At 57.6% G+C, this 11,881-nt stretch carries 11 protein-coding genes; 1 reads left to right on the forward strand and 10 read right to left on the reverse strand.

Annotated features, from left to right (window positions below; genetic code table 11):
- Window positions 1-10: 10 nt before the first annotated feature.
- From K1Y02_13155 to K1Y02_13170, 4 genes are all read right to left on the reverse strand, one after another.
- Window positions 11-436: an L-rhamnose mutarotase gene (locus tag K1Y02_13155; protein MBX7257305.1), complete on the reverse strand. Its 426-nt coding sequence runs from the start codon at window positions 434-436 to the stop codon at window positions 11-13.
- Window positions 437-477: 41 nt separating this feature from the next.
- Window positions 478-2,088: a sodium:solute symporter gene (locus K1Y02_13160; protein MBX7257306.1), complete on the reverse strand. Its 1,611-nt coding sequence runs from the start codon at window positions 2,086-2,088 to the stop codon at window positions 478-480.
- A gap of 160 nt (window positions 2,089-2,248) precedes the next feature.
- Window positions 2,249-3,163 carry an NAD-dependent epimerase/dehydratase family protein gene (locus K1Y02_13165; GenBank protein MBX7257307.1) on the reverse strand — a complete coding sequence of 305 codons (915 nt, stop codon included), beginning with the start codon at window positions 3,161-3,163 and terminating at the stop codon, window positions 2,249-2,251.
- 118 nt (window positions 3,164-3,281) lie between these two features.
- On the reverse strand, window positions 3,282-4,964 hold the full coding sequence (locus tag K1Y02_13170; GenBank protein ID MBX7257308.1) for a glycosyltransferase: 1,683 nt from the start codon (window positions 4,962-4,964) through the stop codon (window positions 3,282-3,284).
- 79 nt (window positions 4,965-5,043) lie between these two features.
- Here K1Y02_13170 and K1Y02_13175 point away from each other — a divergent pair, with 79 nt between their 5' ends.
- On the forward strand, window positions 5,044-6,768 hold the full coding sequence (locus K1Y02_13175; GenBank protein ID MBX7257309.1) for a glycosyltransferase: 1,725 nt from the start codon (window positions 5,044-5,046) through the stop codon (window positions 6,766-6,768).
- A 17-nt stretch (window positions 6,769-6,785) separates the two neighbouring features.
- On the opposite strand, the gene K1Y02_13180 is transcribed toward K1Y02_13175, so the two are convergent.
- From K1Y02_13180 to K1Y02_13205, 6 genes are read right to left on the reverse strand one after another with little or no spacing between them, the layout of a single operon-like run.
- Window positions 6,786-7,415, reverse strand: coding sequence for a V-type ATP synthase subunit D (locus tag K1Y02_13180; protein MBX7257310.1), 630 nt, complete (start codon window positions 7,413-7,415; stop codon window positions 6,786-6,788).
- Between the two features lies 1 nt (window position 7,416).
- Window positions 7,417-8,832: a V-type ATP synthase subunit B gene (locus K1Y02_13185; protein MBX7257311.1), complete on the reverse strand. Its 1,416-nt coding sequence runs from the start codon at window positions 8,830-8,832 to the stop codon at window positions 7,417-7,419.
- On the reverse strand, window positions 8,807-10,576 hold the full coding sequence (locus K1Y02_13190) for a V-type ATP synthase subunit A (protein MBX7257312.1): 1,770 nt from the start codon (window positions 10,574-10,576) through the stop codon (window positions 8,807-8,809). The genes K1Y02_13185 and K1Y02_13190 overlap by 26 nt, the downstream gene beginning before the upstream one ends.
- Entirely contained in the window at window positions 10,569-11,219 is a 651-nt protein-coding gene (locus K1Y02_13195; GenBank protein ID MBX7257313.1) for a V-type proton ATPase subunit E, read from the reverse strand. The genes K1Y02_13190 and K1Y02_13195 overlap by 8 nt, the downstream gene beginning before the upstream one ends.
- Complete coding sequence (locus K1Y02_13200) at window positions 11,216-11,491, reverse strand: V-type ATP synthase subunit F (GenBank protein ID MBX7257314.1); 276 nt, start codon at window positions 11,489-11,491, stop codon at window positions 11,216-11,218. The genes K1Y02_13195 and K1Y02_13200 overlap by 4 nt, the downstream gene beginning before the upstream one ends.
- A 33-nt stretch (window positions 11,492-11,524) precedes the next feature.
- Entirely contained in the window at window positions 11,525-11,875 is a 351-nt protein-coding gene (locus K1Y02_13205; protein ID MBX7257315.1) for an ATP synthase subunit C, read from the reverse strand.
- Between the last annotated feature and the right edge of the window lie 6 nt (window positions 11,876-11,881).

Consider the following 11,881-nt stretch of genomic DNA (forward strand, 5'->3'; position numbering starts at 1 on the left):
CCGGGCGCTGCTATTCGCAGTGGAACACTTCTTCCATGGCAGCCCAGCGTTCGCTTTCTTTGCGGTGCTTGATGGGGAATTGGCAGGGGTCGGTTTCTTTCCACCATTTTTGCGTCATGGGGTCGGCAGCCATCTTGGCCATATCGGCCTTGAAATCGGCGCCAACGTACTCGAAGTAGCTGAAAAGGTAATACTGATCGTCGTCGAGGCGGTGCAGGTAGATGGAGTAGTTCCTGATGTTGCACTCCTTGATCATCTTCAATACTTCGGGCCACGCCGCCGCGTGCAGTTTCTTGTAGTCGTCGATTTTATCGGCCTTGAGGCCGATCACGCTGCCGTAGCGTTGGACCTTTGGCGCCGCGTTTGCGGTTTGGTATAGGAAAACTGCCGCGGCGAGAAGTGCGATGCTCAAGGCTCCGGCGAGTATTCTGCGCATAGTCTCGACTCCTGCTTCTGGATCGGTTGTCTGCCGTTGTCTCAGCGAAACACGATGTATAACGTGACCATGATAAGGCACAGCGCGATGGCTGCAATATTGTAGCTGCCGAAACCTTGTCCAGCCTCGCGTCGGAACGGTGCCAAGGGGCTTGACCATACCATCGCGGCACGATCGCCGGATGCGGTGTCGGGGTACATGAGCGAGACGGCAAGATGTACGCAACTGCACGCCACGAAGAGATAGAAGCCCGCCATCATGAAGGGTACGTTCCAACCCGTGGAGTCTTTAAACCAATCGAGGAGAAACACGGCAAAGCCGAGGATTGAGCCGGTCACGAGTGTAGTAATTGCCCCTTTCGACGATGCGCCATGCCAGAAAATACCAAACACGAAGACGGCGGTGATGGGCGGGGCAATGTAGCAAATCGCGGAGTTGATGCCCTGAAAGACGGATGGGTAACGTCCAAGGAATGGCGACCAGGCCACAGCAATGGCAAGACCGACCAGTGTAGCCACACGACCGACGGTTACCAGTGTTCGGTCGCTGGCATCTGGTGAGAAGCGGCGAAAGATGTCGTGCGAGAACAGAGTGGCGGCAGAGTTCAGCGCGCTTGCGACGGTGCTCATCAGTGCGGCGAGCAACGCGGCGGCGACCAATCCGCGCAGTCCGGCAGGCAACAAGTGGCTGACCATGAAGGCGTAGACTTGTTCCGACTTCTCAAGGGTATTGGGTAACGCCCCTTGCTTTATCAGCGCGGCACAAATAAGACCGGGCAACACGAAGATGAATACGGGCAGAATTTTGATGAATCCAGCGAACAAGGGACCGAGCCGCGCGTGTGTTTCGTTCTTTGCGCCCAGGACACGCTGCACGATCGTTTGATCGGTGCACCAATACCAAATCCCAATTACGGGGTATCCAAGCAGCACGGAATACCAAGGCAGTCCCGAAGGATCGCCGGATGGCCGTATCATAGTGAGGAGATGCGGGTCGACGGTATCCGTAATGCCTGCCCATCCGCCGGCGCGTAGGTAGGCCGCCGCAGTCAATGTGACGGCTCCTAGTATCAGGATGACGGTTTGTACCGATTCGGTTATTACGACGGCTGTCAGGCCGCCTATTATGGTGTAGCTACCCGTCACCAGGGCAACGATGAGGATGCTCGTCATTTTACCGATGCCGAAGAGGCCCTCAAGCACAACGGCGCCGGCGTAGAACGAGAATCCGATGTGGATGAAGATTGCGGAAACGATGGACATGAAGGTGAGCCAATCGCGGCTGCTCCGGCTGTAGCGACGCTCGAGAAACTCGGGCAAGGTCGAGACGCGCGTGCGCACATAGAAAGGCGCGAAGAACATGGCGAGGATGATCAGCGTGAAGGCGGCCATCCACTCGAAGTTACCGTACGCGAGACCATTGGTATAGCCTTCTTGAGCGAGGCTCACCAGATGAACGGTCGAGATATTGGTGGCGAACAAGGCCATGCCGATGATGGGCCAGGTTAGTGTGCGCCCGGCAAGGAAGAAGCCGGTGTCTTCACTGTCGCCGCGGCGGCGTAGTCCCGCCCAAATGCCAAGCACCACGATGCCCACGAGGTATAGGACCAATACGCCCAAGTCCAGCGCCCCCAATTGACCCGAATCCGACATGTGCTTCCCCCGATATCAATGTCCGGTCTTGGATCTCCTATGCGAAGTCTAGTATGAACGGTCGCTGGGATTCCATTCTATCGCACAATGTTACGGCATCGCTGGGCAGTTCCTCGTGAATTGAGACCGCCCGGGCTTGCGCGCACCTGGAGTCAGGGTGTTATGTGCGCGCCGCGTGAATTGTGTTGCGTAGGCCTTCGAGCAGTCCGATGCGCGGTTCCCAGCCGAAAACTGTCCTGGCGAAGGCGTTTGCGCAGATGTTGCTTTCGACTTCGCCGGGTCGAAGTTCTTTGCGGAGTGGTTCCTCCGTGAAACCAATGACTTCTCGCAGGACTTCGAAGAGTTCATTGACCGTTGTGCCAACGCCGCTGGAGATGTTGATGGTAAGGTGGGCTCCCTTTTCCAGGGCCAACACGTTTGCACGCGCAACGTCGTCAACGTATACGTAATCGCGGACTGGTTTGCCGAAGCCGTAGAGCGTCGGGATCTTGCCTTTCAGCATCAGGTCAGCGAGCACGGCGCACACACCGCATTCTCCGTGGGGTATCTGTCGCGGCCCGAACACGTTGGAATAGCGGAGGATTACGTAGGTCATTCCGTACGCGCGCGAGTACATCTTAATGTATTCCTCCGCGGCAAGCTTACTCGCGGCGTAGGGGCTCACGGGCGCGGCAGGAGTCTCTTCGGTTGCGGGCAATATCGCAGGTGCGCCGTAGATGGTGCCTCCGCTGGAAGAGAAGACGAACCGCCTAACGCCGTTTCGGATTGAGGCTTCAAGTAGCCGGATGGTACCCAGGATGTTGGTCGTTGCATCGAAGAGGGGGTTCTCCACACTTGCCGAAACATTCATTTGCGCGGCGAGGTGATAGACCGCTTCCGGCTTCACCCGTTCGAAGAGCGTAACGATATCGGGCGTGGTGATGTCCATGTGGTGGAAAATCGCCTTGGGATTTAGGTTCTCTCTGGCGCCGGTGATCAGATTGTCCACGACGTCGACACTATGACCCGCATTGAGCAAGTGGTCGACCACGTGCGAGCCAATGAACCCCGCTCCGCCGGTAACGAGAATCTTCATGTATCGTTGCCCCCTGTTTGGCGTTCTTCTTGCTGCGCGTCCAAGGACTCAGCATGTGCATCATATCGAGGTCGCGATTTGTAATTCGAGCGCATGTAATGAATGAGAGCGCGCGCGTTTATCGCACAAGCGAATCTGCCGTTGAACACATAAGAGTCTGAGCGATGAGTCTCGCGTCTCGCAGTTCTTCTTCAGCCTTCTCGTCCATGTCGCATGCTTGATACCATTCCACCAATCGATCGCGTAACTCCAGTTCAAGGGGGAAGTGGCAGCGACAAACTCGTATTACTCGGAGCGCATCCTCTTTGCGGCCCAATTCCCAATAGATCTCTGCCAATTGTCGCGACACGGAGGTGTTGTCAGGGTCCAGTTCCAGTGTATGGACGAAATGGTCGACAGCGAGATCTTTGTTGCCGCGCGCCAGTTCAATGTGGCCGAGACGGGAGTGAGCCTCCGCGTGCAGCATGGATAGTTTGGCCTGGCGGAGGGGAATCGCGTGTAGCCAACGCATCCAGATTTCAAAGACAAACCAGCCGAGTAGGTTTTCTTCACCGTCCAGCGAATCCGTTTTCAGCGTAGCGCGGAGAAAGGGTTCGGGATCTCTGGACAACCATTCGGCAGTAGTCGCGGCGTTTAGCGCATACGCGGCAGAATGCGGCGCAAGTTCAAACGCCCGCCGGGTTACGCTGAGCGCCAAATTGACGCGTCTTTCTTCCAGGAAGGAGGGGGGAGGAAAAAGGACGCACTTCGCCACCAGAGTCCATGCCTGAGGATCTTGGGGTGTTGCTTTGGCGGGTTCCCCCATAATTTTTTCACAGAGCGGTTTGTATTCCTTGCGCAACGTGGATAGGTACTGCAAGGTGGTCTGGTAGGTTCTTTCCTCGGGTGGCAGATTGCGGAAGGGCCGCCCACTGCTGGGTTGGGAATTTGCCCAATCGATGATAGCGTTGATGCGATTCTCCGGCGCGAACGACGGTGCGCGCGATAGGGCGCGTTCTACGATGGCGTTCCTCTCGGCGGGGTGATCGAGATAGTAGGCAAGTCGATCTTCGAGGTTGTCGTTGTTGTACAGAACGAGATCCCGGCCATCTTCAAACCAGTCGCGGACCTCGTCATTCCTGTCTTCGAGAAACGCGAGCGCTCCGCAGGCCATCGATTCAAACACGCGGAGATTGACCTCGCCGCGAATTGAGAGGTTGAACACAATCTTGGCGCGGTCGAGCAGTCGTCCGTAGGCTTCGTCGTAGAATCCAGTCGTGAGTACGACGCGATACCGGTCAGACATTCTTGCGATGCGTTCAAGGTACTTTGCTCGTTCGCGGTAATGGGCAAAATTGAGACTGCCGACGTAGAGTATGTCGATGTCCTTTTCTGCTCCATAGCGCATGTGGAGCTCCGGGTCATGCGAGTAGAGGGGAAAAAGATGATGGGGCAATATGCCGTTATTGCCCAGGACTTTAACACCCTCCTTGTCACACAAGACGTGGTCGTATCGGCCCAGATTGACCGAAAGACATGGATAGAACATATTCCAATCGCCCGCCATGGCGACGGTGGGGATAGGGGAATCCTCAATCCCAAGGGGGGGAGGGTCGTTCTCCGGAAACCAAAACAGAGCGATATCAGGTGTCCAGTTCGCGCCAAAACGACTCAGAATATCCGACCAACTCTCACGGAGCGGGTCAAAACAATAGTCGGCTGTGGGGCAGGCGCAGATGGTGCGGATTTCGTGTGGCCCGGAATACCGGGACATGACGCGCGGATTGCGAAAGAAAGGCTGGCCAAGTATCAGGACACGCAAGAGCGCCTCCAGTACTTCATAACTGCCAGTCTTTCTTTACTTCATTACAGAGTGTTGCGTTTCGTAGAACTGCCACTCCATGATACATACGAAGCCATACGACTTTAAACACGCGTGTGGCACGTCGATTTCGCGTAAAACCAGGGGCAAATTCACTTCGATAAAGGTGTTCGTGTTGGCCGAGTGCTCCAAGATCCAGGATTGCCAGGAATCGAGGCTGCGAAACCGTCTGCAAGATGAGGGAAGTTTTCGGGATCTACTCTTCTTCCTTCTTGTGAAACGGGACTTCGAGGCTATAGACGCCCTTACCCCGGAAGTGGAAGGGTGCAGTGACGGCGACCTCCTCTTTCTGGATACTATTCGCGCGATTCGCAGTGGCGGAGACGCAGAGGTGCTGGTGGACCGCCTAGACGACGAGCGGGATCCATGGCTCCACTACACGGTTGCCAAGATTCTCCTTAATAACGGTAACGCACAGTCGGCGATTGCTGTTGCCTCCCGCTACCTACGCCTATTTCAGCGAGATTGTCTGCTCTTGAATCTTGCCGCAAAGTTTCTCGCGGTTAAGGGGGAGCAGGAAGTCGCGCTGCAATTGATTGAGTCGAGCCTAAAGCTCAATCCTGCGCAGAACGATATGGCTATGCTCAGGGACTGCATTCTTGGGCAGCGCGCGTGGCCCGTTCCGCTGTATCTGGACCCACTCCCATTGTTTCAGCAGGTGTCCTTCTACGTTCCTGTCTACAACGTTGAGCGTTATATCCGGCAGGCGATCGAGGGCCTGATTTCACAGAACTACCCGCTTGCCGAGATTATTGTTGTGGATGATGGAACGCCGGATCGTTCGATAGAGATTGCGATGGAGTATCCGGTACGTATTGTTCGCCATGAGCAGAATCGCGGGCTTGCTGCCGCCCGCAATACGGCGCTGAAGCACGCGTCCGGTTCGTACGTCGGTTCGGTCGACAGCGATGCCGTGCCCGACGTGAACTACACCAAGTACGCCATGATGGAGTACGAGAATCCGTGTCCAGAGTTGGCGGGAGTGGGAGGGCGGCTCATCGAGGCGTTCACAGACACCCCGGCGGACCTGTGGCGCAAAGAATGGTTGAGTCAGGATCCAGGTCCCGTACGCAAATGTCCGCCATTGTTCTTGTACGGATCGAACACGGTGCTCCGGCGCGAATCCATATTGGGGGTAGGTGGTTATGGCGAGCAGTTTCGCACCAACAACGAAGATGTGCAGTTGTGCAATCGACTGAGATCTCACGGGTTCTCGCTCATCCACACGCCGTGGCCTGTTGCGTATCATCACCGGCGCGATACCCTGCGCAGCGTCCTCAAGACGAAGTGGAATTGGCTTTATTGGAATCGCGTGCAAGAGGGGACGTTTGACACGTGCGGTTCTATCGTCAAGCAGATGGCAGGTACGTTACTGGAATCCGTACACATGATGTTGACCGATCGACAGGTCGGGCGGCGTGGACTGTTGTACATCGATTTTCTTTGGATGGCCATGGACGCTGTCCTTAACACGAATCATGCGGTGCATATCGGACAACTCGATAGCGTGGAAGCACGCTACATTCAGAATGGGGTTCTCGAGTCCGTTCGTCGTATTGGCGCACATTACGGCAGCGGTCTGTATGAGAAGGTGATTGCGGATCTCTCTGATCTTCTATTGGATGGGGACGCGCTAGATGGCCTTCCCGACGCCCCCTGGCGTGCCGTGCTATCGGGGGTGCTGGGAGATTTCGAGCGCGTCTGCATCGATTTGGATGATGTCATATTCCGTGTGCAGGACTGACACCGGAAGAGAGATACTCACGATTGGACGTTCTCCAATTTTTCTTTGACGAGTTTGAGCAGAGACAGCGCGCCCCGGTCAGCCTCTTCCAGCGCGTCTTCCACGTACTTCTTCGTTTCCCGGTAGTCGGGGATGAAGATTTTCTCGAGGGCGTTCACGCGTCGAATGGTCTTCTGAATCTCGCGAGCGAGGCGCACGACGGCAATGCGCGTTTCCGCCAGTACCGTAAGGGCTTCCAGCGCACTTCGAAACCGGTTCGCGGCTTCGTCGGTCCACGCGGATGTGAGCGTAGGGCCGTAGTGGGGAGGAGACTCGGTTATAGCCATCTCAACGGTGGGGATTGCAACTCCCATAACGTGGCGCTCGTGCACATGGAGTTCGGTGGTCATGTTGATCGCGCATGCAGCCGACTCGATGCCGATGTTTCCTACCGCAGTCTTTGCTTCACGCAAGGCGCGATAGGCCTTTTCGAGTTCGGCGTCCACCGTGCGCTGGGCTTCAACGGCGCGATCGGTCACGCGTTTGAGTTCGCTCATCAAGATCTCGCGCTTTTGCTCAAGGAGTTCGTAGCCCTCCAAGGCGAACGCGAGATCGCCCTTAAGTCGCAGGAGGTTTGTGCGCGTGGGCGCTAGTTCGTAGCGTGGCATTTCACTTTCCGTAGTACTTGCGAATTTCGTCTTCGGTAATGCGATGCAGTTCCTCGCGCGGCAGGGTAGAAAGCACCTCCCAGCCGGTATCGAGCGTTTGCGCGATCGAGCGGTCTTCGTCCGAGCCTTGGCTGAGGAACTTGCGCTCGAATGCGTCGCCGAACTCGAGATAGGTCCGGTCGAGTTTTGTGAGTTCTTCTTCGCCGATTACTGATGCCAGCGCCCGAATGTTCTTCACTTGCGCGTATGCGGCAAAGAGTTGGCTGGCGAGATGCGCATGGTCTTCGCGCGTCATGCCCTCACCAATTCCGTCTTTCATTAGCCGTGAAAGTGAAGGCAACCCGGCTATGGGCGGGTAAATCCCGCGTTGATCGAGATCACGTTCGAGTACAATCTGTCCCTCGGTGATATATCCCGACAGATCGGGCACGGGATGGGAAATGTCGTCGTTGGGCATACTGACGACCGGAACCTGTGTGATGGAACCTTCGCGCCCGATAATCATGCCTGCACGTTCGTAGATGCTGGCCAAGTCGCTATACAGATAGCCGGGATATCCCTTGCGGCTGGGTATCTCTTGGCGCTGCGTGGAGATCTCGCGGAGCGCTTCGCAATAGTTGGTCATATCGGTGAGGATGACGAGCACGTGCATCCCGAGGTCGAAGGCGAGGTACTCCGCTGCCGTCAGCGCAGCGCGCGGGGTGATCAGGCGTTCGACGGAAGGCGCGTCGGCGAGGCTTAAATACGCTACGACCCGGCCCATGGCGCCCGACTCTTCAAAACTCCGGAGGTAGAAGACGGCTTCATCGTGCTTGATGCCCATCCCCGCAAAGACCACCGCAAACGACGCTTCTTCGCCGACAATCCTTGCCTGCCGAGCGATCTGCGCGACGATCTGCCGATGCGGCAGGCCGCTTCCCGAGAAGATGGGGAGCTTCTGCCCTCTGACCAAGGTGTTCATTCCATCGATTGCAGAGATCCCGGTCTGGATGAACTTGCGGGGATAGTCGCGCGCAGTCGGATTTACGGGTAATCCATTCACATCGCGGAATTCGCCAGAAGGTTCGGGACTGCCGTCAGTCGGGCGGCCCAAGCCGTCGAAGGCCCGGCCGAGTATCTCCGGCGAAACAGGTATGGCCAGCGGCTCGCCGCGAAAGCGAATGCGCGTATCGTTCAGGCGCAGCCCCGACGTGCCTTCAAACACTTGGGCTACGGCCGCGCCCTCGGATACTTCGAGGGTCATGCCGAGGCGAATATTGCCACGCGGGTCGACGATCTCCACCAACTCGTTGTAGCCGACGTTGTGTATGCCGCTTACGGCGAGAATGGGGCCGGACACTTCGTCCGCGCCAACATACTCGCGCCGGTCGAGCAGGCTGTTGTCCTGGAGATCAGATGAGGGCGGCTGTGCGTTCATTCACCGACCTTTCGAGCTTGGCGAGGATTCCGTCGAGCTTGCCGGTTTCCTCATTGCCGCATTCGTATTTCATTTGCGCGATGTCGCGCATGACATCCATGCCGCGCAGTTCGGCCAGAGCCGCTCCGCGCTTGATGGCGTTGCCGGCCAGTTCATAGTAGGCCATGATGATTTTGAGCATGCGATACTGCTTCTCCGCAACGCAGAAGGCGTCCGTCTTGTCGTAAGCGTTTTGTTGGAGAAATGCATTCTTGAACATCGTCGCGACGTCGAGAATGATGCGTTGGCTGTCGGGCAGCACGTCGGCTCCCACCAACTTCACCACACGTTCGAGACGGGCTTCGCGTTGCATCACGGACAAGATGCCCGCGCGCAGGCTTCGCCACTCGCCGTTGGTCTTCTTGTCCCACCATTCCGACACGTCGTCCACGTACTCGCTGTAACTGTCAAGCCAACTGATGGCGGGGTAGTGGCGCGCGTTGGCGAGCTGTTTGTCGAGCGCCCAGAACGTGCGTATGAAGCGCTTTGTGTGTTGGGTGACGGGTTCCGAGAAGTCTCCGCCCGGCGGAGAGACCGCGCCGATCGTCGTGATGGACGCTTCATCGCCTGCCAGGGTCTTCACAACGCCCGCGCGCTCGTAGAATTCCGCAAGACGCGTTGGCAAGTACGCGGGGAAACCCTCGTCGGCGGGCATTTCCTCCATGCGTCCCGAGAGCTCGCGCAATGCCTCGGCCCACCGCGACGTTGAATCCGCCATGACGGCCACGTTGAGGCCCATGTCTCGAAAGTACTCGGCAATCGTGATTCCGGTGTAGATGCTTGCTTCACGAGCCGCCACGGGCATGTTGGACGTGTTGGCAATCAGGATTGTGCGATCCATGAGTGACTTCCCCGTGCGGGGATCGATCAGCTTGGGGAAGTCGGTCAGAACTTCGGTCATTTCATTACCACGTTCCCCGCAGCCGATGTAGACCACGAGGTCCGCGTCGCACCATTTCGCGAGGGCATGCTGGACCATGGTCTTGCCTGTGCCGAATCCGCCGGGAACGACCACGACGCCGCCCCGGGCCACGGGAAACAGCGTGTCAACGACACGTTGTCCGGTGATGAGCGGGGTAGTTTGTGGGAGGCGTGCCGCATAGGGACGCGCAGCGCGAACCGGCCAGCGCTGAAAGAGCGGTATGTCGACGTTGCCATCGGTGGTGCGAACCGATGCTATGCGGTCTTCCGCCTTGTAGTCTCCGTCGGACGCGAGATAGGTCAACTCGCCTGAGGTGGAAGGGGGCACCATGATCTTGTGCAGGATTGCATCCGTCTCCTGCACGGTGCCTAGCACGGTTCCGCCCGTCACTGTGCAGGGCGGCTTCAGCAGCGGAGTAAACCGCCACGGCTTGTCGCGGGCGATGGCGGGAGCGTGCACGCCTTTTGAGATAAAGTCACCGGTTCGGACTCGCAGGATATCGAGAGGGCGCTGAACGCCATCGTAGATTCCACCAACCAGTCCCGGTCCTAGTTCAACGGAAAGAGGTTCGCCTGTGCCGTGGACCGGTGCGCGAGGGCGGAGACCAGTCGTGTCTTCGTAGACTTGCACCCATGCGGACTTCTGCTTGATACGCACGACTTCGCCGATCAGACGGTGCTCACCGACGTAGACAAGTTCCAGCATCTCCGCGTCGTCGCTGCACGCGATTTCCACAACAGGGCCGACCACGCGCTTTACGGTGCCTATAATTCGTTCACTCATGGCAGTTCGGTGCTTCCTTGAGTATCGCGGCGCGAAGAGAGCGTAGCGCTCTCTCAAAGCGCCGGGTGAACGTGTTGTCAAAGACGATGCGACCGTCGCCTGACCTCGCGACGCAGCCGCCCGCCGTATCCGCGAGATCGAAGGCGAATCGGATATCCGGGCCAATTCCCAGACTCTTGGACACGCCGTTCTTCAGTGCGAACTGAAAGTCGGAATCGAGTAGGTGGCTGTCTCTCTTTGCCACGGCGAGTTGAACGACCGGCTCCGACACGCCGCGAACAGCTTCTTCCGCCAGAAAGAGAAGTGACGCTCGATAAGCGGCGTCGTCTAAGCGGAGCACGGCCAACTGCTCCTTCACTTGCGTGAGAATAGACTGAATCGCAGACTCGCGGGCGCGCAAGACAATTCTGCGCGCCTCTACAGCGGCAAGTGCCTGGCCCCTTGCGCGAAGACGCTGCGCCTTGTCTTTGGCCCTGCCGACAATTTCCTCGCGGACCGCCTTGGCTTCCGCTTCGATGCTCTTGAGTTCGGCGTCTACGGTGGAGCGCGCTTCTTCGGCAATCTTTGTCGTCTGGGCTTCCGCGTCGGCAAGAATGGCGCCAATCATCTGCGCGTCGGCATCGATGGGAGGTTTGCCGTTCATAGGCTCACTCCGATTGCCTTGCGAACGATTTCTTCAATGGAGACCCGCGTGCTTGACGGTCCGGCCGCATCGGGTATCTCCAGGACGAGAGGATAACCGGCGCCGTAAACATGCGCGTTCAATTCGTCGCGTATCGTCGCCGCCACGCGTTCCGACATGAGAACAACCGCGCAGTCTTTGCGAGACTTGGCTTCCTGCAATCCGGCGAGCGCGGTCTCGCGGTCAGTCGCGATGTGTCCAGAGACACCAGCGAGACGCATGCCTAGGACCATGTCCCTGTCTCCGATGGCGAGGAAGTTCATTTGCTAGATCTTTCCGAGAATCATGATGGCAATGATCAACCCGTAGATGGCGATACCTTCGGCCAGACCCACAAATATGAGTGTCCGTCCCGCAAGTTGTGGTTTCTCGGCGACTGCCGCCACGGCTGCAGCGCCGATGTAGGCCACGGCAATCGCGGCTCCGAGGCAGGCCGTGCCAACGCTGAGGGCGGCGGCCATGAATGCCCATTTGATTGCGGCTGGGTCCAGTGTCTTCGCAGTGGATGCTTCGGTTTGCGCGAAGACGATGGATGTCAGTAGAACGGGCGTCAACACTGCGAGCAAGGTCAGTGCGATGGTGAGGGTGCGTGACTTTCCGAATCGGAATTGTGACATGCTTTC

It is taken from the genome of Candidatus Hydrogenedentota bacterium (assembly GCA_019695095.1).
Taxonomy (GTDB): Bacteria; Hydrogenedentota; Hydrogenedentia; order Hydrogenedentales; family SLHB01; genus JAIBAQ01.

Coding starts and splice junctions, on each gene's coding strand:
- K1Y02_13160 (MBX7257306.1), bottom strand. CDS start 2,088: ATGTCGGATTCGGGTCAATTGGGGGCGCTGGACTTGGGCGTATTGGTC.
- K1Y02_13190 (MBX7257312.1), bottom strand. CDS start 10,576: ATGAGTGAACGAATTATAGGCACCGTAAAGCGCGTGGTCGGCCCTGTT.
- K1Y02_13185 (MBX7257311.1), bottom strand. CDS start 8,832: ATGAACGCACAGCCGCCCTCATCTGATCTCCAGGACAACAGCCTGCTC.
- K1Y02_13180 (MBX7257310.1), bottom strand. CDS start 7,415: ATGCCACGCTACGAACTAGCGCCCACGCGCACAAACCTCCTGCGACTT.
- K1Y02_13205 (MBX7257315.1), bottom strand. CDS start 11,875: ATGTCACAATTCCGATTCGGAAAGTCACGCACCCTCACCATCGCACTG.
- K1Y02_13195 (MBX7257313.1), bottom strand. CDS start 11,219: ATGAACGGCAAACCTCCCATCGATGCCGACGCGCAGATGATTGGCGCC.
- K1Y02_13175 (MBX7257309.1), top strand. CDS start 5,044: ATGATACATACGAAGCCATACGACTTTAAACACGCGTGTGGCACGTCG.
- K1Y02_13165 (MBX7257307.1), bottom strand. CDS start 3,163: ATGAAGATTCTCGTTACCGGCGGAGCGGGGTTCATTGGCTCGCACGTG.
- K1Y02_13200 (MBX7257314.1), bottom strand. CDS start 11,491: ATGGTCCTAGGCATGCGTCTCGCTGGTGTCTCTGGACACATCGCGACT.
- K1Y02_13155 (MBX7257305.1), bottom strand. CDS start 436: ATGCGCAGAATACTCGCCGGAGCCTTGAGCATCGCACTTCTCGCCGCG.